At 69.6% G+C, this 21,559-nt stretch carries 19 protein-coding genes; 7 read left to right on the top strand and 12 right to left on the bottom strand.

What is annotated here, in order from left to right; translation table 11 throughout:
- Positions 1-44: 44 nt before the first annotated feature.
- The gene (locus ACQI46_RS22420; RefSeq protein ID WP_427096250.1) at positions 45-737 is read left to right on the top strand and encodes an iron dependent repressor, metal binding and dimerization domain protein; all 693 of its coding nucleotides are present in this window, start codon (positions 45-47) and stop codon (positions 735-737) included.
- Positions 738-741: 4 nt separating this feature from the next.
- On the opposite strand, the gene ACQI46_RS22415 is transcribed toward ACQI46_RS22420, so the two are convergent.
- Complete coding sequence (locus tag ACQI46_RS22415) at positions 742-1,791, bottom strand: DUF4192 domain-containing protein (RefSeq protein ID WP_427096249.1); 1,050 nt, start codon at positions 1,789-1,791, stop codon at positions 742-744.
- Between the two features lie 292 nt (positions 1,792-2,083).
- Between ACQI46_RS22415 and ACQI46_RS22410 the strand changes: the two genes are divergently transcribed.
- The 3 genes from ACQI46_RS22410 to ACQI46_RS22400 are packed head-to-tail and all read left to right on the top strand — an operon-like array spanning position 2,084 to position 4,856.
- Positions 2,084-3,067, top strand: coding sequence for a proteasome assembly chaperone family protein (locus ACQI46_RS22410; protein ID WP_427096248.1), 984 nt, complete (start codon positions 2,084-2,086; stop codon positions 3,065-3,067).
- Between the two features lie 51 nt (positions 3,068-3,118).
- On the top strand, positions 3,119-4,135 hold the full coding sequence (locus tag ACQI46_RS22405) for an alpha/beta fold hydrolase (protein WP_427096247.1): 1,017 nt from the start codon (positions 3,119-3,121) through the stop codon (positions 4,133-4,135).
- A gap of 34 nt (positions 4,136-4,169) precedes the next feature.
- Positions 4,170-4,856, top strand: a complete 687-nt coding sequence (locus tag ACQI46_RS22400) for a PhzF family phenazine biosynthesis protein (protein WP_427096246.1) — start codon at positions 4,170-4,172, stop codon at positions 4,854-4,856.
- 14 nt (positions 4,857-4,870) lie between these two features.
- Here ACQI46_RS22400 and nrdR read toward each other — a convergent pair whose 3' ends face one another.
- Together nrdR and ACQI46_RS22390 are read right to left on the bottom strand one after the other, a co-directional pair.
- Positions 4,871-5,335, bottom strand: coding sequence for a transcriptional regulator NrdR (nrdR, locus tag ACQI46_RS22395; protein ID WP_427096245.1), 465 nt, complete (start codon positions 5,333-5,335; stop codon positions 4,871-4,873).
- 111 nt (positions 5,336-5,446) lie between these two features.
- On the bottom strand, positions 5,447-5,926 hold the full coding sequence (locus tag ACQI46_RS22390) for a LysM peptidoglycan-binding domain-containing protein (RefSeq protein ID WP_427096244.1): 480 nt from the start codon (positions 5,924-5,926) through the stop codon (positions 5,447-5,449).
- A 216-nt stretch (positions 5,927-6,142) separates the two neighbouring features.
- On the opposite strand from ACQI46_RS22390, the gene lexA reads away from it, so the two are divergent.
- Positions 6,143-6,862 carry a transcriptional repressor LexA gene (gene lexA, locus ACQI46_RS22385; protein WP_427096243.1) on the top strand — a complete coding sequence of 240 codons (720 nt, stop codon included), beginning with the start codon at positions 6,143-6,145 and terminating at the stop codon, positions 6,860-6,862.
- Between the two features lie 26 nt (positions 6,863-6,888).
- Here lexA and ACQI46_RS22380 read toward each other — a convergent pair whose 3' ends face one another.
- Positions 6,889-8,928 carry an LGFP repeat-containing protein gene (locus ACQI46_RS22380; RefSeq protein WP_427096242.1) on the bottom strand — a complete coding sequence of 680 codons (2,040 nt, stop codon included), beginning with the start codon at positions 8,926-8,928 and terminating at the stop codon, positions 6,889-6,891.
- Positions 8,929-9,090: 162 nt separating this feature from the next.
- Here ACQI46_RS22380 and ACQI46_RS22375 point away from each other — a divergent pair, with 162 nt between their 5' ends.
- The gene (locus tag ACQI46_RS22375) at positions 9,091-11,379 is read left to right on the top strand and encodes a molybdopterin guanine dinucleotide-containing S/N-oxide reductase (RefSeq protein ID WP_427096241.1); all 2,289 of its coding nucleotides are present in this window, start codon (positions 9,091-9,093) and stop codon (positions 11,377-11,379) included.
- Here ACQI46_RS22375 and ACQI46_RS22370 read toward each other — a convergent pair.
- The 6 genes from ACQI46_RS22370 to ACQI46_RS22345 form a co-directional block, all read right to left on the bottom strand.
- On the bottom strand, positions 11,352-12,683 hold the full coding sequence (locus ACQI46_RS22370) for a DEAD/DEAH box helicase (protein WP_427096361.1): 1,332 nt from the start codon (positions 12,681-12,683) through the stop codon (positions 11,352-11,354). The genes ACQI46_RS22375 and ACQI46_RS22370 overlap by 28 nt on opposite strands.
- Positions 12,684-12,902: 219 nt before the next feature.
- Entirely contained in the window at positions 12,903-14,312 is a 1,410-nt protein-coding gene (hflX, locus tag ACQI46_RS22365; protein WP_427096240.1) for a GTPase HflX, read from the bottom strand.
- 45 nt (positions 14,313-14,357) lie between these two features.
- A complete protein-coding gene (gene dapF, locus ACQI46_RS22360; RefSeq protein ID WP_427096239.1) occupies positions 14,358-15,230 on the bottom strand; it encodes a diaminopimelate epimerase in 873 nt (290 codons plus the stop codon).
- A 4-nt stretch (positions 15,231-15,234) separates the two neighbouring features.
- Complete coding sequence (gene miaA / locus ACQI46_RS22355) at positions 15,235-16,146, bottom strand: tRNA (adenosine(37)-N6)-dimethylallyltransferase MiaA (RefSeq protein WP_427096360.1); 912 nt, start codon at positions 16,144-16,146, stop codon at positions 15,235-15,237.
- A gap of 2 nt (positions 16,147-16,148) precedes the next feature.
- Positions 16,149-16,838: a hypothetical protein gene (locus ACQI46_RS22350; RefSeq protein ID WP_427096238.1), complete on the bottom strand. Its 690-nt coding sequence runs from the start codon at positions 16,836-16,838 to the stop codon at positions 16,149-16,151.
- 22 nt (positions 16,839-16,860) lie between these two features.
- Positions 16,861-17,736, bottom strand: a complete 876-nt coding sequence (locus ACQI46_RS22345; protein ID WP_427096237.1) for a DMT family transporter — start codon at positions 17,734-17,736, stop codon at positions 16,861-16,863.
- 159 nt (positions 17,737-17,895) lie between these two features.
- Between ACQI46_RS22345 and ACQI46_RS22340 the strand changes: the two genes are divergently transcribed.
- Positions 17,896-19,269, top strand: a complete 1,374-nt coding sequence (locus ACQI46_RS22340) for a DUF349 domain-containing protein (RefSeq protein WP_427096236.1) — start codon at positions 17,896-17,898, stop codon at positions 19,267-19,269.
- Here the strand turns inward: ACQI46_RS22340 and ACQI46_RS22335 are convergent.
- On the bottom strand, positions 19,266-19,889 hold the full coding sequence (locus tag ACQI46_RS22335; protein ID WP_427096235.1) for a hypothetical protein: 624 nt from the start codon (positions 19,887-19,889) through the stop codon (positions 19,266-19,268). The two genes, ACQI46_RS22340 and ACQI46_RS22335, sit on opposite strands and share 4 nt — an antisense overlap.
- Positions 19,877-21,445 carry a tRNA (N6-isopentenyl adenosine(37)-C2)-methylthiotransferase MiaB gene (gene miaB / locus ACQI46_RS22330; RefSeq protein ID WP_427096359.1) on the bottom strand — a complete coding sequence of 523 codons (1,569 nt, stop codon included), beginning with the start codon at positions 21,443-21,445 and terminating at the stop codon, positions 19,877-19,879. The genes ACQI46_RS22335 and miaB overlap by 13 nt, the downstream gene beginning before the upstream one ends.
- Positions 21,446-21,559 lie beyond the last annotated feature (114 nt).

Genomic DNA, 21,559 nt, shown 5'->3' with positions numbered 1-21,559 from the left:
CAGGTACAGGAAACGGTAGACTCGCCGGCGACGGAGGGTGTGCCATGAACGATCTAGTCGATACCACTGAGATGTACCTGCGGACGATCTACGACCTCGAAGAGGAGGGCGTGATCCCACTGCGCGCGCGCATTGCAGAGCGTCTCGAGCAGAGCGGCCCCACCGTCAGCCAGACCGTGTCCCGGATGGAGCGCGACGGCCTGCTGCATGTCGCCGGCGATCGGCACCTCGAACTGACCGACAAGGGCCGCGCGCTGGCCGTGGCGGTGATGCGCAAGCACCGACTGGCCGAACGTTTGCTTGTCGACGTCATCGGGCTCCCATGGGAGGAAGTCCACGCCGAGGCCTGCCGCTGGGAGCACGTCATGAGCGTCGACGTGGAGCGCCGACTGGTGAAGGTTCTCGACAACCCCACCACCTCGCCGTTCGGAAACCCGATTCCGGGCCTGTCGGAACTCGGGGTCGGCGAGCAGTTGATCGACGAGGCCTTCAATCTGGTGCGTCTGACCGAACTGCCGGCCGGCATGCCCGTGGCTGTCGTGGTGCGTCAACTCACCGAACACGTCCAGGGTGACGTCGAGCTGATCGCCCGGCTCAAGGATGCAGGCGTGGTGCCCAACGCCCGCGTGACCGTCGAGGTCAACGATCATGGCGGCGTGAACATCCTCATCCCCGGCCACGAGCAGGTCGAACTGCCCCACGAAATGGCGCACGCCGTCAAGGTCGAGAAGGTCTGATCGGTCACCCCGCCCGGCGGCCGAACAGCCGTCGCGGCGGCAGCTGAACGCCCAACTGCCGCGCCAACCGGTATCCGGTACGCGCGAGATCGCGAATCCGTTCGGGCCGCATCCCGGACTGCAGAGCGGTGTCGAGCATGCCGGCCATGGTGTGCTCCGGACGGCAACTCAGCGCCGCATCCAGCGAGATCCCGGCCAGCGGACCGTCACCGCGGGCGTAGGCCGAGAAAGCCAACAGCACCAGAGCCTCCACGCGCCACGGCGCCGGGAGACGACGGGACAGGTCGGCCCACAGGCTCTCTGCCATGCCCGCTTTGTCGCCGACGGCGAGCGCGTACAACGTGTCCCGCACCCGCGGATCGGTCAGCGCCCATGCCAACCGCGCCGAGTCGGCGTCGCTGAGCGAGCGGCCCTGGTCGACCTCGGCGGCGCAGGCCAGCGCATGTTCGATGTCGGCGCGCGCCGACGCCGGCGGCCGCTGGGGATCGATGGGTCCGGCCTGGACGATCACCTCGGCCAGCGCTGCGCTGTGTGCCGGGTCCGCCACGGCCACCACGTCGACGAGGTCCGAGCGTCGAGCGTAGAGCCGCCGGCCGTCGAGAACAGCGGCCGCGGCGACCGGCGACGCGCTCGGGTCCTCGACCACGCCGGAGGCGCCGCAGCCGTCGGCACAGTGCCAGCGCGCACCGGCCGCGACACGCTCGACCACGTGCACGGCGTACAACTCCACGTCGCGTGAGTCGAGCTCGACGGCCAGCAGGTGCGCCAGCTCCCGGTACTCGTCGGCGCACATCGGGCACGATGCGCCCGTGTCGTCGACCAGGACACCGATGACGGCCTCGGCGCCCGATGTCGCGGCAAGGTGCGCGAGCTGCGGCAGTGTTCCCCGCAGTTCGCCGTCGAGGTCGGCACGGAGGACCGCACCCATGTCGCCGTCGGCGACAGTGACGAGCACCAGGGATTGCTCCGGCACGAAGCCCAGAACAGCGGGTAGCGCAGCGATCAATACGCCGGGACGGTCGAGCGGGCAGTCGGAGCGCGATGAAGTGGTCATGGAGCAAACCTCGCAACGCGTTCCGACAGTTCGGGGACATCGGCGAGTGCACCGGCCGCAGCTGGGGATGAAAGCGGCTTTGGGGATAATCGTCCGCGTGCCGGCCGCGCCGTCGCGCCCGGTTTCTGCCCGACCGACGCAGGGTAGACGCAGTGGACCGGCGCAGGAATGTCACACCCGAGTGTGTACGTTCGACATACACGACAGCCCGCGAACACATGCGGGACAATGGGAGGCACAAACCCGTGACGGCAAAGCCCGTCACACCGAAGCGGGCGAGGAGGCGAGAACCATGGGTGACCACAACGATCCCAGTCAGCACTATCAGCCTGAGCAGACCGGCATGTACGAACTCGAGTTCCCTTCACCACAGCTGACCGCGCCCGACGGCCGCGGACCGGTACTCATCCACGCGCTCGAGGGGTTCTCCGACGCCGGTCGGGCGATCAAGCTCGCCGCCCAGCACATGAAGGACACCCTCAACACCGAACTCGTGGCGTCGTTCGCCATCGACGATCTACTCGACTACCGGTCCCGTCGGCCGCTGATGACGTTCAAGACCGATCACTTCACCGGCTACGACGAACCCGAGCTCAACCTCTACGCCCTGCACGACAGCGTCGGCACGCCGTTTTTGTTGCTGGCCGGATTGGAACCGGACCTGCGCTGGGAGCGCTTCATCACCGCGGTCCGGTTGCTGGCCGAGCGTCTGGGTGTGCGCCGAGTGATCGGGCTTGGTTCCATCCCGATGGCTGTCCCCCACACACGTCCGATCACCCTGACCGCGCACTCCAACGACAAGGAACTCATCTCCGAGCACCAGCCGTGGGTCGGTGAGGTTCAGGTGCCGGGCAGCGTGTCCAACCTGCTGGAGTTCCGGATGGCCCAGCACGGCCACGAAGTCGTGGGCTTCACGGTGCACGTGCCGCACTACCTGGCCCAGACCGACTACCCCGCCGCCGCCGAAAGCCTGATCTCCGAGGTCGCGCGGTCGGCGTCGCTGCAGATCCCGACCACCGAGCTCGCGCAGGCCGCTGCCGAGTTGTACGAGAAGATCAACGAGCAGGTTGCCGCCAGCCCCGAAGTCGCTCAAGTGGTGGACGCCCTGGAGCGCCAGTACGATGCCTTCGTCGCTGCTCAGGAGAACCGGTCCCTGTTGGCACGCGACGAAGATCTGCCCAGCGGGGACGAGCTCGGTGCCGAGTTCGAGCGGTTCCTCGCCCAGCAGGCCGGCGAAAAGTACCGCAAGGACGGGGAGAGTCCCGACTCTCCCTGACCGGGCCCCGATGACGAGGGTGGGCGACGTGACGAGAAGCGACCCGATGCGATGACGTCACGCACCGCCCACCTGAGGCGGGTCCGGGAGCTCACCCCTGTCCTGGAGTACCGCACCATCCACGGGTACCGCCGCGCCTTCCGTATCGCCGGCTCCGGTCCGGCGATCCTGTTGATCCACGGGATCGGGGACAACTCGACCACCTGGAGCACAGTGCAGGCCGCGCTGGCCCAACGCTTCACGGTGATCGCACCCGATCTGCTCGGTCACGGCCAGTCCGACAAACCGCGCGCCGACTACTCGGTGGCCGCGTACGCCAACGGGATGCGCGATCTGCTCAGTGTGTTGGACATCGACAGCGTCACCGTCGTCGGCCACTCGCTCGGCGGTGGGGTGGCAATGCAGTTCGCCTATCAGTTTCCGCAACTGGTCGAACGACTGATCCTGGTCGGTGCGGGCGGCGTCACCAAGGACGTCAACATCGCCTTGCGCGCGGCTTCCCTACCGTTGGGCAGCGAGGCTCTGGCGCTGCTGCGCTTGCCGTTGATGCTGCCGGCACTGCAGGTCCTCGGCCGTGTCGGCGGCGCGGTATTCGGCTCGACGAACATGGGCCGCGACATCCCGAACGTATTACGCATCCTGGCCGACCTTCCCGAGCCAACCGCATCGTCGGCATTCGCGCGCACCTTGCGGGCCGTGGTCGACTGGCGGGGCCAGGTCGTGACCATGCTCGACCGTTGTTATCTGACGCGTTCGGTCCCCGTCCAGCTGATCTGGGGACGCTGCGATTCGGTGATCCCCGTCGCCCACGCCGAACTGGCGCATGCCGCGATGCCCGGTTCCCGGCTCGAGATCTTCGAGAACTCTGGCCATTTCCCGTTCCACGATGACCCGGACCGCTTCGTCGAGGTGGTCCAGACGTTCATCGATTCCACCGAACCCGCCGTCTACGACCAGGACTATCTGCGCGATCTGCTGCGCTCCGGCGAAACCACGATCACCGGGCCGGCCGATACCCGCGTCGCGGTGCTCGATGCGCTGGAGGCCGACGAGCGCAGCGCAACCTGACTTGCCACAACCGTCGGCGACGTACCATCGCCCCATGGCCATCGATGTCACGGTGCTGCGGGTGTTCACCGACCGCGAAGGCAAGTTCGGCAATCCGCTCGGCGTGGTGGATTCGGCTACGGTCGATCCGGCGGACAGGCAACGCATCGCCGCCGAATTGGGTTACAGCGAAACGGTTTTCGTCACGGTACCGGCCGAACACGCCCAGTCCGCACACGCCCGCATTCATACGCCCACCACCGAACTCCCGTTCGCCGGCCACCCCACGGTGGGGGCCTCGTGGTGGCTGAAGGACCGCGGCACTCCCGTCAAGACGCTGCAGGTACCCGCGGGCGTCGTGCAGGTCGGCTACCACGACGACCTCACCTCCGTCAGCGCCCGCGCAGCCTGGGCACCGGATTTCGTCATCCATGACGTGGCCACGCTCGACGATTTGGCTGCTGCCGACCCCGACGACTACGGCGACGACGTCGAACACTATCTGTGGACATGGGCCGACGAGGCCGCCAACACCATCCGGTCGCGAATGTTCGCTCCACACCTCGGAATTCGCGAGGACGAAGCCACCGGCGCCGCAGCGGTGCGGATCACCGAGTACCTGAGCCGCGACCTGACCATCGTGCAGGGTCAAGGATCGATCATTCACACCACCTGGAGCCCGGACGGGTGGGTGCAGGTGGCCGGTCGCGTCATCGACGACGGGGTACGACAACTCGACTGAACCGCCCAGCGGGCTCAGTTCGGGGCAGACACTTCCCGGTGGGCCCGCAGCGCCTGGATTTCCCGTTCGAAGTCCTCGGCCGAGGAGAACGAGCGGTACACCGACGCGAACCGAAGATAGGCGACCTCGTCCAGGTCTCGCAGCGGCCCGAGGATCGCCAGGCCCACCTCGTGGCTGGGCACCTCCGGCGAACCGGTGGCCCGCACCGCGTCTTCGACTTTCTGCGCCAGCAGGTTCAGCGCGTCGTCATCGACCTGACGTCCCTGACAGGCACGCCGCACGCCTTTGATGACCTTCTCCCGACTGAAAGGTTCAGTCACCCCGCTGCGCTTGACGACTGCCAGGATGGCCGATTCAACCGTGGTGAACCGCCGACCGCACTCCGGGCATGACCGCCGACGCCTGATGGCCTGCCCCTCGTCGGTCTCGCGGGAATCGACGACGCGGGAATCGGGATGACGGCAGAAAGGACAGTGCATGTCCACTCCTTCGCCGCATCGACAGACCGCTTCGAACGTTCTCGAGCCTACCTGCGCGGCGCTGCGACGCCCTGACGCCAGACCGATCGGCACGTGTCGTTTCATCGGCGATCAGGCGATGGGGGCGATCAACGTCTGCCCGGCGTCGACGGCGACCGTCTCGAGTTGGTTCAACTCGCGGATCTTGGCGACCACGTCAGCCACCGGCGCCTCGGGAGCGACCCGGCGGGCCACATGCTGCAGCGACTCGCCGGCCTGCACCTGGACCACGGCCAGCCGGGTCGGCACCGCGGCCTCCTCGCCCTGGAGACCACCGATCTGGGCCACGAGCCCCAACCACACCGTGATGGCCGCCGCGACCAGAGCCAGCACCACGGTGGTGGCCGGCGTGATGGGGCGACGGCGGTGCGGTGCCCGCGACATCACGACACCGGTCCCGCGGTACCGCATCGGCGCGACCTTCGGCCGTGGCGACCCCGACGGACCGGTCCTGCCGGGCACCCGTACCGGACGCGCCGTGCGGCTCCGCGTACCCGGCTGCCGCTCGACATCCGTGAAGATGTCCATCTCGGGTGAGTAGATGACTGTCATTTCGCCCCGCCTCTCGATCGGTTGGTTCGCCAGTGTGTTCGAACGTTAGTCGATCAGGTGTTCGATGGATAGAACATGTGATCGAACTGTTGCAGACCGTATCGGCAGCCACCGACAAATCCGGGTGGACGAGTTCTCGCAGCTCGCCGGCATCTTGTCCGACACGCGGTCGAACACATGTTTGATCACGTCGGTGGTCTGGGTTAGATTCAGCACATGAGCGACGACAGCAGCGACCGCACCGCCGACTCGGCCACCAGCACTGCCGGTGGCGTACGCCGCGACCGCGGCTCGGGGCTGACCGAGCGTCAGCGCACAATCCTGGAGGTCATCCGCGCCTCGGTGACCAGTCGCGGCTATCCACCCAGCATCCGGGAGATCGGCGACGCCGTGGGTCTGACCTCCACGTCGTCGGTGGCCCACCAGTTGCGCACGCTGGAACGCAAGGGCTACCTGCGCCGCGATCCCAACCGGCCCCGGGCGGTGGATGTGCGCGGCCTCGAGGACAATACGGCCGCCGCGGTGCCCGCCACCGAGGTCAGTGGGTCCGACGCGCTGCCGGAACCGATGTTCGTACCGGTGCTCGGCCGAATCGCCGCCGGCGGCCCCATCCTGGCCGAAGAAGCTGTCGAGGACGTCTTCCCGCTGCCCCGCGAACTGGTCGGGGAAGGCTCACTGTTCCTGCTCAAGGTCGTCGGCGAATCGATGGTCGACGCGGCCATCTGCGACGGTGACTGGGTGGTGGTCCGTCAACAGAACGTCGCCGACAACGGTGACATCGTCGCTGCGATGATCGACGGCGAGGCCACGGTCAAAACCTTCAAGCGCACCCGCGGCCAGGTGTGGCTGATGCCGCACAATCCGGCGTTCGACCCGATCCCGGGCAACGAGGCCGCGATCCTCGGCAAAGTCGTCACGGTCATCCGCAAGGTCTGAGCGTCGACCGGGCCGGACGCGTCGAGTCAGCGGCTCCGGACGAATCCGTTGGTGATCGCCATCTCCTCGCTGGCGAACCAGAGTTCGGCCGGCGCGTCGGCGTAGTCGCCGTCCTCAGGCGTCCAGTACAGGCCCGAACGGGTGTCGGCTTTGACCGGGTACCCCTCCGGCGCCTCGCTGGGATCGTCGAGCGGCATGTGGACTGCGGTCCCGCCCGGGGTCGGCTCGTCGTCGTCGATACGAGCATGGCGGCCGGTGTCGGTCATGGCGTCCCTTTCCAGGTTCGGGTCCGGCGCCGGCACAGCGACCACCAGGGGCTCTCTGTCGGCTTCGACCACAGGTTCGTCGTAGTCCTCGACCTCGCTGAGAGTCGGTACGCGCGTCGGCGCGGTGTCGACGGCGTCGGGGTCTTCCTCGGGTTCCGCGCCGGCGGATCCGTCGGACTCCCCCGCGCCGCGGGGATCGTCGGGCGTAGCAGGAACACCCCAGAAGCTCAGCGGTGTCGGGTCCACCTCGTCGGAAACGGCCGACGCCCTCGCCGGCTCAGGAGGAGTTCCCGCGGCCACCGGCGTCAGGCCTTCGCGCGCGTAGCGGTCGCCGAACAGCACGTCTTCGTCGTCGCTGCTCGCGGCGAATGAAGAGCCCTCCCCTGGGCCGACGTCGGTGGCGGCGAACGGTCCGGGCGGTGTGTCGTATCCGAAGGGGTCGTTGTCGCGGCGGCGGTTGCGCATCACCAGGAACCCGACGACGCCGACAAGCGCGAGCAGCGCGGCGATCGCGGCCAACCACCACCACGACCATTGCAGACCGGTACCAGGATCGTCCGTCGTGGCCTCGGGCGCCGACGGGGTGGTGGCCTGCGGAGACTGTTGACCGGGCACCTGCAGCCCGGCGAGTCGACCCGTCAGATTGCCCGGCTCGGCGGTGAACTTCTGGCTCGCGGAGTCGTAGGTGATGGCGCCGTTGCTGAACCGCTGGGTGATGACCGACCCGTCCTGGGACTGATCGGCCACAGGGGCGCCCAGCTCGCCGGTGGCGCCCCCGAGTTCGTCCCATGCGAGTTTCATCGCGCCGCGCACGATCACCGCACCGTGATCGGGGGTCCAGAAGATCACCGGGTCGTCCTCGGCGGCGAACGTGCTCATCCGGCTGGGTGCGATGCCGCCGTCGACTTCGCTGCTGGTCGGGAAACCGAGGTCGCCCTCGGGCCCGCCGACGCTCTCGTACTTTTCGAGTACCTGACCGGTCACGACATTGGCGCCGGTCTCCGGGCTGTAGAAGATCTTGCCGTTGACGAAGTCCTGGCCCAGTCCGTCGTCACCGATCGGATACGGCTCTCCCTGGGCGGCCCCCAGCGGCCCGAGCGGACCGCCCGCAGCGCGACGGGCCGCGTTGATGGCCGACTCGGGATCGTCGGGCACCGTCAGGTCCGACAGCTGTCCGGCGAGTTCGGGCGGCACCGTGGTGAAGGTCTTGCTGCTCGAGTCGTAGGACAGCTCGCCTCCGGTGAACCGCTGTCGGACCACCGAACCGTTGTAGGTCTCGTCCTCGGCCGGCACGCCGAGCACGCCGGAGGATCCGCCGAGGCGGTCCCAGGCCGCGTTGATGGCGCCCCGGACCACGCGCGCGCCGGTGTCCGGGGTCCAGAAGATCACGGGGTTGTCGGCGGCGCTGAACGTGCTGTTGCGACTGCCCGGAGCTCGTCCGGGACCCTCGTCGATCGTGGGAAAACCGAGGTCACTGTCGGCGGGGCCGCCCAACGCCTCGTACTTCTCCAGGATCGCACCCTGCATGAAATGGGCGCCGGTGGCCGGGGTGAAGAACATCTTGCCCGCGGCGAAGTTCTGCGCGAAGCCCTCTCCGACGGGATAGACCTCCCCCGAGCGGGGCCCCAGCGGACCGGCATCGCCGCCGGTCGCCTCCCACGCCGCGGTGATCGCGCCACCGGCCTCGACCTCGGGTTGCGCGGTCGCGATCGGCGCCACCAGGAACGCCGCGGCGATTCCCAACAGGCCGATCGTGAAACGACCGACCGTACGTTGGCGCAGCATCAGCTGCCGGATCATTCGTCCTCCCCGCGGTCGGCGATTCGGTCCTGCGAAATTACCGCGTCCGTTCACTCTGCTTCAGAGGGCCTCGATAACCAAGGAACCTCGCCGGTTCACTCCAAGATTATGCGCCGGTCACCGAACCGTGACCTGCCATCTGCCCGCACTAGACTGCCCGGGATGCCGACGCCGCGGAGCAGCCTGACCCATTGGGGTGCGTTCACCGCCACTGTCGCCGACGGTGACATCGCGGCTGTGCAGCCGTGGAACGGGGACACCGACCCGTCGCCGGCATTGGGCAACCTGCCCGGTTCGGTACGCCACAGTTCCCGAATCACCGGGCCGGCGGTGCGGCGCGGGTGGCTCGATGACGGTCCCGGTCCGAGCACTCGACGCGGAGCCGACGGCTTCGTCGCGGTGTCGTGGGACGAACTCGAGGAGTTGCTGGCGGGTGAACTGAGCCGGGTGATCGACACCCACGGCAACGAGGCGATCTTCGGCGGCTCCTACGGCTGGTCCAGCGCCGGCCGTTTCCACCACGCCCAGAGCCAGGTCCACCGGTTCTTGAACTGTCTTGGCGGCTATACCTTTTCGCGGCACTCCTACAGCCTCGGGGCCACCGGGGTGATCATGCCGCGTGTGGTGGGCACCCACGATGACCTGTTCAAGCGCTCGACGCAGTGGGACGTCATCGTCGACCACACCGATCTGATGGTGTGCTTCGGCGGTGTGGCACTGAAGAACACCGGCGTCAACCACGGCGGCACCACCGCGCATCCGGCGCGTGACGCGCTGGACCGTTTCACCGGCCGCGGCGGACGGGTGGTCTCGGTGTCGCCGCTGCGCGACGACTTCACCGGTCCGTGTCAGTGGTGGCCGGTGGTTCCCGGCACCGACGTCGCGGTGATGCTCGGCCTGGCCTACGTGCTGGCCACCGAATCGCTGGCCGACGAGGAGTTCCTGGCCAGGTACTGCACCGGGTATCGACGCTTCGAGCGTTACCTGCTGGGTCTCGACGACGGCGTGCCGAAGTCACCGCATTGGGCGGCGCGGATCAGCGGACTCGACGCCGACGAGTTGGTCGCGCTGGCCCGGCAGATGGCCGCGGCGCGCACGTTGGTCACGGTCAGCTGGTCGCTGCAGCGCACCCGGTTCGGTGAGCAGGCCCCGTGGATGGGGCTCACGCTGGCGGCGATGCTGGGCCAGATCGGGCTACCCGGCGGCGGCTTCGGTCACGGCTACGGGTCGATGAACGAGCCGGGTCTGGCGCCGTTGCGGTGTGGGTTGCCACGGCTGCCACAGGGCATCAATCCGGTGACGTCGTTCATCCCGGTCGCGGCGGTCAGCGACATGCTGCTGCATCCGGGCGAGGCGTTCGACTACAACGGTGCGCGACTGATCTACCCCGACATCAAGCTGGTGTACTGGGCCGGGGGCAACCCGTTCCATCATCATCAGAACCTGCCGCGGCTGCGGCGGGCGCTGGGTCGGCCCGACACCGTGGTGGTGCACGACCCGTACTGGACCGCGATGGCCCGGCATGCCGACATCGTGGTGCCGTCGACGACGTTCGCCGAGCGCGACGACCTCTCCGGCTCCCGCAACGACCCGGTGCTGATGGCGATGCCGAAACTGACCGAGCCCTACGCACAGTCGCGTGACGACTACGACACCTTCGCGGCGTTGGCCGGCCGCCTCGGTGTGGCCGAGGAGTTCACCGAAGGCCGTTCGTCGGCACAGTGGCTGGCCCATCTATACGAAACATGGTCGGACACACTCGATTTCGATGTGCCCACCTTCGAGGAGTTCTGGGCGGCCGGCCACCTGCGGCTGCCCACCGAGGAGGGCCTGACGCTGCTGGCCGACTTCCGGACCGACCCGCAGCGCCACCGTCTGGCCACACCGAGCGGACGGATCGAGATCTTCTCCGCCGACATCGACGGTTTCGACTACCCGGACTGCGCCGGGCACCCGACGTGGTTCGAACCAGCCGAGTGGCTCGGCGGGCAGTTGGCGCAGCGTTATCCGCTGCACCTGTTGGCCAACCAGCCGGTCGCCCGCTTACACAGCCAACTCGACGACGGGGCAGCCAGTCGGCAATCGAAAGTGGCCGGCCGCGAACCGATCCGGCTCAATCCGGCCGACGCTGCGGCGCGCGGACTCTGCAGCGGAGACATCGTGCGGGTGTTCAACGACCGCGGCGCGTGCCTGGCCGGTGTGGTGATCGACGCTGCGGTGCGCAGCAGCGTGGTCCAGTTGGCCACCGGCGCGTGGTTCGACCCGGCCGACCCTGCCGACCCGGATGCCATGTGCGTGAACGGGAACCCGAACGTGCTCACCGACGACGTCGGGACGTCGTCGCTGGCGAGGGGGTGCAGCGGTGCGCACACGCTGGTGCAGGTCGAGAAGTTCGCCGGTGAGCCACCGCCGGTGCGGGCCTATCAGCCGCCGGAGGTCGTGGCGCGCTGAGCGGGACGACGCGACCGGCGGCGCTGCGGCCGCCGCTGTTGCTGCTGACCGGGACCACGGCCACGCTCGGGGGCGCGAGCCGCCGGTGTCGCGACCGGCTGCGGGGCCCGGCGCGGCAGTGCGATCTCGCCGACGAGTGCGTGGACTTCGGCGGAGTCGGCGTGAACCTCTTTGGGCCGCACCGTGATCCCCGCCTTCTTGAGCAGCTGCTGGGTGTCGCGCCGCTGTTCGGGCAGCACCACGGTGACGACGTCGCCGTCGCTGCCCGCCCGCGCCGTGCGGCCCGAACGGTGCAGATAGGCCTTGTGCTCCATGGGCGGGTCGACGTGCACGACCAGTTCGACACCGTCGACGTGCACACCGCGCGCGGCGATGTCGGTGGCCACCAGCACACGCGCTGACCCGTCGGCGAACGCGGCGAGGTTGCGTTCCCGGGCCGGCTGGGACAGGTTGCCGTGCAGATCGACCGACGGCACACCGGCGTCGGTGAGCTGCTTGGCCAGTTTGCGGGCCTGATGTTTGGTGCGCATGAACAGGATTCGCCGGCCGGTCCCCGATGCCAGCCTGTGCACCAGCGCCTTCTTCTCCGACGCACCGCCGACGTGGAACACATGGTGGGTCATCTGCACGGGTGCGGCGTCGGCCTCGTCGACCGAGTGCAGCACCGGATCGTGCAGGAACCGTCGCACCAGCTTGTCGACGCCATTGTCCAGCGTCGCCGAGAACAACAGCCGCTGCCCGCCGGCGGGGGTCGCCGCCAGGATGCGGGTGACACCGGGCAGGAATCCGAGGTCGGCCATGTGGTCGGCTTCGTCGAGGACGCTGACCGCGACGTTGTCGAGTCGGATCAGCTTCTGGCCCATCAGGTCTTCCAGACGACCGGGGCAGGCCACCACGATGTCGACGCCCGCGCGCAGCGCGTCGACCTGACGCTTCTGCGAGACGCCGCCGTAGATGGTGGTCACCCGCAGTCCGCACGCCTTCGCGAGCGGTTCCAGGGTGGCGGTGATCTGGGTGGCCAGCTCGCGGGTGGGCGCGAGCACCAGGCCGGTCGGCCGGGCCGGTTGACGACGACGGCCGGTCAGCGCGGCGACCAGCGGCAGTGAGAACGCCAGCGTCTTGCCGCTGCCGGTCTTCCCGCGGCCCAGCACGTCTCGACCGGCGAGCGCATCGGGCAACGTCGCGGTCTGGATCGGGAACGGCGCGGTGATGCCGCCGGCGGTCAATGCGGCCACCAGAGGTGCGGGCACGCCGAGGGAAGCGAAGGACTCCGAGGGCGTGGAGGCAGGGGTGGACGCAGGCATAGCTGTGGTCATGAACGATCTTTCTGTCAGTGCCGTTTCGGGCGGTGTGTGCCCGAGCGACCGCGACAGAAGAAGTCCAGCGGTGATGCGCACACAGTGGCGGTTCCCCACAGGGGGTGGTTGACGCCGTGATGGATGGTCAGGGTCGGCGAGAGCGGTTTCGCGGCCGACGCTCCCCCAGCCTAACCCATGCGGCCGGGGTGAGCGCATTCGCACACGTCACACCGTGCGGAACTCGTCCAGTCCGGCCGCCAGCGCCACCGGCACTCGGGCCTTGATGCGGGTGCCGTGTTCGGTGTGTTCGGTGGCATCGACGTAGCCGTCGGCGTGCACGCGCGCGACGAGGTCGCCGCGGTCGTACGGGATGGTGACGTCGACGGCGATGTCGGTGGGCTCCACCAATTCGGCCATCCGGGAACGCAATCGGTCGAGACCGTCGCCGGTGTGCGCCGAGACGAACACCGCACCGGGAAGTGCGCGCCGCAGCTGCGCCAGCGTCAACCCGTCGGCGGCGTCGGTCTTGTTGACCACCAACAGTTCTGGCGGTGAGGCGATGCCGTATTCGGCGACCACCTCGTTGACCACCTGGCGTACGGCGTTGATCTGTGCCAGCGGGTTGGCATCCGAGCCGTCGACGACGTGCACGAGCAGGTCGGCGTCGACGACCTCTTCGAGGGTGGACCGGAAAGCTTCGACCAACTGGGTGGGCAGGTGCCGCACGAACCCGACCGTGTCGGTCAGCACGAAGGGTCGGCCGTCGTCGAATTCGCCACGGCGCGTTGTGGGTTCGAGGGTGGCGAACAATGCGTTCTCGACCAGGACACCCGCGCCGGTCAGGGCATTGAGCAGACTGGACTTGCCGGCGTTGGTGTAGCCGACGATGGCCACCGACGGCACCTCGGCACGCCGCCGTCCGCTGCGCTGGGTGTCGCGGATCTTCTTCATTTCCTTGATGTCTCGGCGCAGCTTGGCCATCCGCTCGCGGATGCGACGACGATCGGTCTCGATCTTGGTCTCACCCGGTCCGCGGGTGCCGACACCGCCGCCGGCGCCGCCGGCCCGGCCACCGGCCTGACGCGACATGGACTCACCCCAGCCGCGCAGCCGCGGCAGCATGTACTCCATCTGCGCCAGGGACACCTGCGCCTTGCCTTCGCGGCTGGTCGCGTGCTGGGCGAAGATGTCGAGGATCAGCGCGGTGCGGTCGATGACCTTCACCTTCACGACCTTCTCCAGGGCGTTGAGCTGGGCGGGGCTGAGCTCACCGTCGCAGATGACGGTGTCGGCTCCGGTGGCGAGCACCACCTCGCGCAACTCGGCCGCCTTGCCGGAGCCGATGTAGGTGGCCGGGTCCGGTTTGTCGCGGCGCTGGATGACGCCTTCGAGCACTTCGGATCCGGCGGTTTCGGCCAGCGCGGCCAGTTCGGCCAGGCTGGCGTCCGCATCGGCGGCGCTGCCTTCGGTCCAGACTCCGACCAGCACCACGCGTTCGAGGCGCAGCTGCCGGTATTCGACCTCGGAGATGTCGGACAGCTCGGTGGACAGCCCGGCGACGCGACGCAGCGCGGTGCGGTCTTCGAGTGCCAGTTCGCCGGCACTGGGCGTTTCGAGGAATTCGGGATATGTCATAGGCGAATCAACATTCGCACGGAGATCACTTTTCATGCACCCCAATTAACGTCCCTGAACTCTCCACCATTCCTCCGAGAGCTCTCCGTGGGCGACCAGTTCCGACGGCCCGCGCAGGAAGCTACTGGCCTCGGTGACGGTGACCTGTACCTCCCCGCCGGGGATGAGTACCCGTAACCGGCCGGTCTGATCACCGGAATGTGCCAGCGCAGCCACCACCGCGGCCACGGTCCCGGTACCGCAGGAGCGGGTCTCGCCCACCCCGCGCTCGTGCACACGCATCGACACCGCCCCGTCGACCGGAGTCGTGAGCACTTCGACGTTGACACCGTCGGGGAACTGTTCGTGATCGAAGGTCACCGCGGCGGCGACGTCGAGTGCGGCCAGCTCGTCAGCGGTCAGCGAAGGATCCACGCAGGCAAGGTGCGGGTTGCCGACGTCGACGGCCAGACCTTCAAAGCGTCGTCCGCCCACCACGGCACGGCCGGAGCCGAGCACGTTGGCTTTGCCCATCTCCACGGTGACGTCGGCCGCCAGTCCGTCGGCGGCGTGCAGCACCACCGGGCGGGGCCCGGCCAAGGAGCCGACGACGAACTCGCGGCGCTGCTCGAGACCGCTGGCGTACAAATGGTGCGCGAACACCCGCACACCGTTGCCGCACATCTGCGCGATCGAGCCGTCGGCGTTGCGGTAGTCCATGAACCAGTCCTCGGCGGCGACGCCCTCGGGCAGCCGGTCGAGCACCCCGGCGGCCAGGGCGGCACCGGCCGTCGTCACCCGCAGCACACCGTCGGCGCCCAGCCCGCGTCGGCGGTCGCACAGCGCGGCCACCGCGGCGGGCGTCAGATCCAGCGCGGCCGGCAGGTCGGGCAGCACGACGAAGTCGTTCTGCGTGCCGTGGCCTTTGGTGAACTTCACCTGGTCAGGATACGTCTCGCCAGTGACCGACCACCGCGTCGGCAAGGTGCGGCAGTGCCCCGTCGAACCAGGTGATGCGGTGGTCACGGCGGAACCAGGAACGCTGACGGCGCACGTAGCGCCGAGTGCCCAGGAAGGTGGGTTCGCGCGCGGCGGCGCCGTCGCCGCCGGCGTCGAGGTCGGCGAGCACCTGGGCGTAGCCGAGCGCGCGTGCCGCGGTCACACCGTCGCGCAGGCCGCGCCCGATCAGCGCGACCACCTCCTCGACCAGGCCGCGGGCGAACATGGTGTCGGTGCGTCGGGCCAGCCGTTCGTCGAGCACCTCGGTGGGCCAGTCCAACCCGACGATCACGGTGCCCCACCGCGGCTCGCCGATCTGGGGCGCGGAGGCGGCGAACGGTTGGCCCGTCAGCTCGACGACCTCCAGTGCCCGCACGATGCGCCGACCATCGGTCGGCAGGATCGTCGCCGCCGCAGCGGGGTCGACGCGGTGCAGCTCCGCATGCAGGGCCGCCACCCCGTCCTCGGCCAATCGGGCTTCCCATCTGGCCCGGACCGCGGGTTCGGTGGCCGGGAAGGCCCAGTCGTCGAGCAGGGACTGCACGTAGAGCATCGACCCGCCCACGATGACCGGCAGGGCTCCGCGGGCCAGCACCGCCTCGACGTCGGCGGCGGCGGCCTGCTGGTAGCGGGCGACGCTGGCGGTCTCGGTGACCTCGAGGACGTCGAGCTGATGGTGGGGCACGCCGCGGCGCTCGTCGACCGGCAGCTTGGCGGTGCCGATGTCCATGCCGCGGTAGAGCTGCATGGCGTCGGCGTTGACCACTTCGGTCGGGATGTCGAGGCGGTCCGCGACAGCCAGGGCGAGGTCGGATTTGCCGGTGCCGGTCGGCCCGACCAGGGCCAGCGGGCGCAGCGTCACGGCGTCCACAGGCCGACGAAGTAGCCGACGCCGTACGGGGCGCCGCGGTAGAGCTCCTCGGCGGCGCGGGGACCGGGTTCGGTCAGGCCCGCCAGCGCCTGGAACGCGACGCGCCCGACGACCGGCGCCGGTGTCTGTCGCAGCGCGGCGGTGTCACCGGCGGCCAGGGCGTCGTCGAATGCGGCCTGCGCGTCGACAGACGAGGGGTCGTGACCGCCGGGCGCCCCGGGGGTCAGGGTGTGGAAGCCGTCGGCGACGACGAGCACCCCGACAGGTTCGTCGGTGCGGTCCAGTTCGGTGCGCAGCTCCCGCCCGCGGCGGTACGCCGCGTCGGGATCCAGACCCGAATCCAGGGCGTGCGCCTCGACCTCGGCGGTCGGCGCGGCCAGCCCCCGCAGCCAGCCGGCGATCAGCGCGCACAGCGGCAGCGCCGTCGGCGCGGCGGCGAGCGCCCCGGCAGACAGTGCGACCGGCAGGTCGACGCCGTAACCGGCGAACGTGCCGCGCGCGGCGGGTCCGTGTCGGGCGTCGCTGTCGGCGGCGCCGAGGGCGATCCAGCGCGGCCCCAGCGTCGCTGCGGCGGCCTGTGCGGCCGAGCGCAGCGCGGCGGTCTCGGTGGCGGCGTCGCCGGCCAGTTCGGCGACCATCACCGGTGCCGACGGAACGATCGCGATGGCGCTGAGCACGCCACCAGTTAACCGCAGCGGCTCACACCGGCTCGTGGGTGGCAGCCTCGCCGCGAGCCAGCGCGGTGGTGGCCACCACCATCACGACGACGGCCGCGAGCAGCGTGAACCACCCCGCCTCGCCGGGCTGCAACGTCTCGCCGAGCACCACGACACCGAGCCCGCACGCCACGATCGGCTCGGCGATCGTCATGGCCGGCAGCGACGCGGTCAGCGCGCCGGCACGGAACGCCGCCTGCTGCAGCACGGTGCCGCCGACGGCCACGAACACCCATGCGTACAACTCGGGGGACGCCAGCAGCGTCACCACCCCGTCCCACGACGTCACGTCCAGCCGGTGCACCACGGTCTTGGTCAGCACGGCGAAGACGCCCCACAGGGCACCGGCGGCAACGGCCAGCAGCACCGCGCTGATGGTCCCCGACCAGATCCGCGCACCGATCAGGCACAGCGCCAGCACGGGGCCCAGGACCGCCGTCACCTCCAGCCACGCCGCCAGCGACGCGCGGGTCTGCCCCGCGGTCGGGTTGCCGACGGTCACCACGATGATCACCGCCGCAGCCAGCAGCGCCGCCCACACCCACTCGCGGCCCGAGACCCGCCGGTCGGCCAACCGCGCGTGGATGGGCAGGGCGAACAGCAGCGAGGTGACCAGCAGGGCCTGCACCAGCAGCACCGAGCCGAATCCCAGCGCGGCGGCCTGCAGCCCGAAACCGCCGGCGGCCACCGCACTGCCCAGCCACCACCCCCGGTCCCGCAGCAGGTGGGCGAACAGCGCCACATGGCCGACCGGTTCATCGGTGACCTGCTGGGCCGAGCGCTGATGGAGGACGTCACCCACGGCGACGAACAGCGCCGCTGCCAGCGCCAGCAGCACCGCGATATCGGCTTTGGCCATCGGCCTCCTCACGTTCTGCACCGAAGCCTAGAGAGCAGGCATGCCCAGACCATGGGCACGGGGCCGGGTGACCTGTTTCAATAGCGGACGAACGGCTATAGGGCGCCGCGCTGCGCGGCACGTGCGCGAGATCGCGCGAAAGGGCACGAGGTAACGGACATGACGACAACCGAACCGGGCGGAGCAGGCGAGGCCGACCAGCAGCAGCCGACGGGCTCCACACCCGCGACTCCCCGACCGACGCCCGGCCCGAGACCCGGTCCCGGTAAACCCGTCCCGCGCCCGACCGCACCCGCCAAGGCACCCGTGGTCACGGTGCCGACCAGCGATCCGCGCAAGTTCGGGCGCGTCGACCCCGACGGCACGGTATGGCTGATCACCGCCGCCGGTGAGCGGACCATCGGATCCTGGCAGGCCGGGGAACCCGAAGCCGCGTTCGAGCACTTCGGCCGTCGTTTCGACGACCTGCACACCGAGGTGGTGCTGCTGGAGCGCCGGCTGGCCTCCGGTTCCGGTGACGCCCGCAAGATCCGGTCGGCGGCCACGGCGCTGGCCGAGACGCTGCCTGATGCACACGTGCTCGGCGACGTCGACTCGCTGGCGGCCCGGCTGGCCGACATCGTCGCCCGGGCCGACGACGCCACCGCGCAGGAGAAGACGCGGCGCGAGGAGCAGCGCGCCGCGCAGACCGCGCGCAAGGAGGCGCTGGCGGCCGAGGCCGAGGACCTGGCCGCCAACTCCACGCAGTGGAAGGTCGCCGGCGACCGGTTGCGGGCGATTCTCGACGAGTGGAAGACGATCACCGGTCTGGACCGCAAGACCGACGATGCGTTGTGGAAGCGCTACTCGGCGGCCCGGGACACGTTCAATCGGCGCCGCGGCTCGCACTTCGCCGAGCTGGACCGCGAGCGGGCCGGCGCCAAGCAGGCCAAGGAAGCGTTGTGCGTGCGCGCCGAGGAGCTGTGCGACTCCACCGACTGGGGTCCGACGTCGGCGTTGTTCCGGGAGCTGCTCGCCGAGTGGAAGGCCGCCGGGCGCGCGGCCAAGGACGTCGACGACGCGCTGTGGCAGCGGTTCAAGGGCGCTCAGGACAAGTTCTTCTCGGCCCGCAACGCGGCGTCGGCGGAGCGGGACGCCGAGTTCCGCGCCAACGCCGAAGCCAAGGAGGCGTTGCTGGCCGAGGCCGAGAAGATCGACGTCTCCGACCTGGACTCAGCGCGCGCTGCGCTGCGGTCCATCGGCGACCGTTGGGACGCCATCGGCAAGGTGCCGCGCGAGCGGGCCGCCGACCTGGAGCGCCGCCTGCGCGCCGTGGAGAAGAAGATCCGCGACGCCCCGACCGGCGGCGTGGACCCGGAGGCGCAGGCACGCGCGGACCAGTTCCGCGCGCGCGCCGAACAGTTCGAACGGCAGGCCGCCAAGGCCGAGGCCGCGGGCCGTGCCAAGGAGGCCGAGCAGGCCCGGGCCAGCGCCGAGCAGTGGCGGCAGTGGGCCGAGGCCGCGGTCGAGGCCCTGGGCAAGCGGCGTAGCTAACCTGCGGGCTGGTCCGGGTCGCGCGGCCCGCGGGGCCGGCGAGGATCCTCGTCCGGGTCGTGCAGCGGTCGGCCGTGAATCTGGGCGGCGCGCCGACGGCGCTCCTCTTCGGCGGCCATCTGCAGCGCGGTGCGCGTCCACACCAGCCGCGCCCAGTGGAAGGTCAGCAGGATCACCGCGACCCAGCCGATCACCAGTCCGAAGCCGGGCCCGGGATACTGCTCCCCCACGGTTTGCCGGGACCAGACCGCGAGCATGCCGATCACACTGGCCACCGCGGATCCGGCCAGCGCCACCCAGGCCAGCACCCAGCGGCGGGTCAGCAGCGCCAGGATCGAGAATCCGACCGAGAAGACGATCGCCAGCACGCTGAACACGCGCGACGGCAGCGCGACGCCCTCCTTGTCGGCGGCCTCGGTGAAGATCAGCACGTCGAACCCGCGGGCGCTGCCGGTGTGGGGCAGCACGAACGACAGGAGCACCGCGAACACCAGCACCGCGACCACGAGCGCGCGGGCACCGGCGTCGAACTCACCGGCGACGCGGCGCTCGACGTCTTCGATGTCGCCCTTGTACGAGTCGAATTCGTCGGGCTGGCGCGGACTGGTCATCGGGTGCATCCGTTCGTGACCGGGGCCGGCGCGGGTGCTCCGACGCCGGGCATGCCCAAGCCGACACCGGTGCGCGGCCGCTGCCCGGCGGCGTGGGCGTCCCCGGCGCGTGTGCGTCGGTGACTGAGCACGCCGGCGTCGGCGACCAGGTGGTGCGGGGCCGCCGAGGTGACGGTGGTGGTGACGACGTCGCCGGGCCGGATCTGCTCGCGCAGCGCACCGGGCGCGAAGTGCACCAACCGGCCGTCGCGGGCACGTCCCGACAGCCGCGCGGTGCTGGCGTCTTTACGGCCTTCGCCGGTGGCGACGAGCACCTCGACGGTCTGTCCCACCTGAGCGGCGTTCTCCTCCAACGAAATCTGCTCCTGCAGCGCGATCAACCGCTGATACCGTTCGGAGACAACCTCTTTGGGCACCTGGTCGGCCAACTCGGCGGCCGGCGTTCCGGGCCGCTTCGAGTACTGGAACGTAAAGGCGCCGGCGAACCTCGCCGCGGCGACCACGTCGAGCGTCGCCTGGAAATCGGCTTCGGTCTCGCCGGGGAAGCCGACGATCAGGTCGGTGGTGATCGCCGCGTGCGGGATCGCCGCGCGCACCCGTTCGATGATGCCCAGATAGCGTTCGGCGCGGTACGACCGCCGCATGGCGCGCAGGATGCGGTCCGAGCCCGACTGCAGCGGCATGTGCAGTGTCGGACACACGTTCGGCGTCTCGGCCATCGCCTCGATCACGTCGTCGGTGAACTCGGCGGGATGCGGCGAGGTGAACCGCAGCCGCTCCAGGCCGTCGATGTCGCCGCACGCCCGCAGGAGTTTGGCGAACGCGCCGCGGTCCCGGGGTTGATCCGCCCAGGTCGTCGGGTCCTCGCGCAAGCGCTCGTCCGTAGCGAAAGAGACGCCGTAGGCGTTGACGTTCTGCCCCAGCAGCGTGATCTCCAGGACACCCTGATCGACCAGCGACCGCACTTCGGCGAGCACATCGCCGGGCCGGCGGTCCACCTCCTTACCCCGCAACGACGGCACGATGCAGAACGTGCACGTGTTGTTGCACCCGACGGAGATGGAAACCCACGCCGCATAGGAGGATTCACGGCTGGCCGGCAGCGAGGATGGGAACTCACGAAGCGCTTCGGTGATCTCGACCTGCGCGACGCGGTTGTGCCGGGCACGTTCGAGCAGTGTGGGCAGCGACCCGATGTTGTGGGTGCCGAACACCACGTCGACCCACGGCGCCTTCTGCAGGACGGCGTCGCGGTCCTTCTGCGCCAGGCAGCCGCCGACGGCGATCTGCATGCCCGGGTCGAGTTGCTTGCGCGGCGCCAGATGGCTGAGGTTGCCGTAGAGCTTGTTGTCGGCGTTCTCGCGTACCGCGCAGGTGTTGAACACCACCACGTCGGCGTCGGCGCCCTCGTCGGCACGCCGATAGCCGGCCTCTTCGAGCAGGCCGGCGAGCCGTTCGGAGTCGTGCACATTCATCTGGCAGCCGTAGGTCCGGACCTGGTAAGTACGCACGCTCCGTGGTTCGACGGGCGCCCGCTCGGCGGCGTCCACCTGCTCCGTCACCATGGAAGTCACGGGCCCATGGTACGGCGGCGACGGCATGCCGCCGAAACGCGCGAGGCACCGCCAATCGGTGACTTGCAAGGCAGCAAGCCCCACGTCTGGGTAAGGTCAGCACCC

Origin of the sequence: Mycobacterium sp. SMC-4 (genome assembly GCF_050205565.1) — a bacterium.
Classification (GTDB): Bacteria; Actinomycetota; Actinomycetes; order Mycobacteriales; family Mycobacteriaceae; genus Mycobacterium.
Note: the sequence above shows the minus strand (reverse complement) of the source record. Positions and strands in the feature narration are given on the sequence as shown.

Bases quoted from the DNA above. Each gene is read 5' to 3' on its own strand.
- ACQI46_RS22420 (WP_427096250.1), top strand. From the start codon at position 45: ATGAACGATCTAGTCGATACCACTGAGATGTACCTGCGGACGATCTAC.
- ACQI46_RS22415 (WP_427096249.1), bottom strand. From the start codon at position 1,791: ATGACCACTTCATCGCGCTCCGACTGCCCGCTCGACCGTCCCGGCGTA.
- ACQI46_RS22410 (WP_427096248.1), top strand. From the start codon at position 2,084: ATGGGTGACCACAACGATCCCAGTCAGCACTATCAGCCTGAGCAGACC.
- ACQI46_RS22405 (WP_427096247.1), top strand. From the start codon at position 3,119: ATGACGTCACGCACCGCCCACCTGAGGCGGGTCCGGGAGCTCACCCCT.
- ACQI46_RS22400 (WP_427096246.1), top strand. From the start codon at position 4,170: ATGGCCATCGATGTCACGGTGCTGCGGGTGTTCACCGACCGCGAAGGC.
- nrdR (WP_427096245.1), bottom strand. From the start codon at position 5,335: ATGCACTGTCCTTTCTGCCGTCATCCCGATTCCCGCGTCGTCGATTCC.
- ACQI46_RS22390 (WP_427096244.1), bottom strand. From the start codon at position 5,926: ATGACAGTCATCTACTCACCCGAGATGGACATCTTCACGGATGTCGAG.
- lexA (WP_427096243.1), top strand. From the start codon at position 6,143: ATGAGCGACGACAGCAGCGACCGCACCGCCGACTCGGCCACCAGCACT.
- ACQI46_RS22380 (WP_427096242.1), bottom strand. From the start codon at position 8,928: ATGATCCGGCAGCTGATGCTGCGCCAACGTACGGTCGGTCGTTTCACG.
- ACQI46_RS22375 (WP_427096241.1), top strand. From the start codon at position 9,091: ATGCCGACGCCGCGGAGCAGCCTGACCCATTGGGGTGCGTTCACCGCC.
- ACQI46_RS22370 (WP_427096361.1), bottom strand. From the start codon at position 12,683: ATGCCTGCGTCCACCCCTGCCTCCACGCCCTCGGAGTCCTTCGCTTCC.
- hflX (WP_427096240.1), bottom strand. From the start codon at position 14,312: ATGACATATCCCGAATTCCTCGAAACGCCCAGTGCCGGCGAACTGGCA.
- ACQI46_RS22345 (WP_427096237.1), bottom strand. From the start codon at position 17,736: ATGGCCAAAGCCGATATCGCGGTGCTGCTGGCGCTGGCAGCGGCGCTG.
- ACQI46_RS22340 (WP_427096236.1), top strand. From the start codon at position 17,896: ATGACGACAACCGAACCGGGCGGAGCAGGCGAGGCCGACCAGCAGCAG.
- ACQI46_RS22335 (WP_427096235.1), bottom strand. From the start codon at position 19,889: ATGCACCCGATGACCAGTCCGCGCCAGCCCGACGAATTCGACTCGTAC.
- miaB (WP_427096359.1), bottom strand. From the start codon at position 21,445: ATGGTGACGGAGCAGGTGGACGCCGCCGAGCGGGCGCCCGTCGAACCA.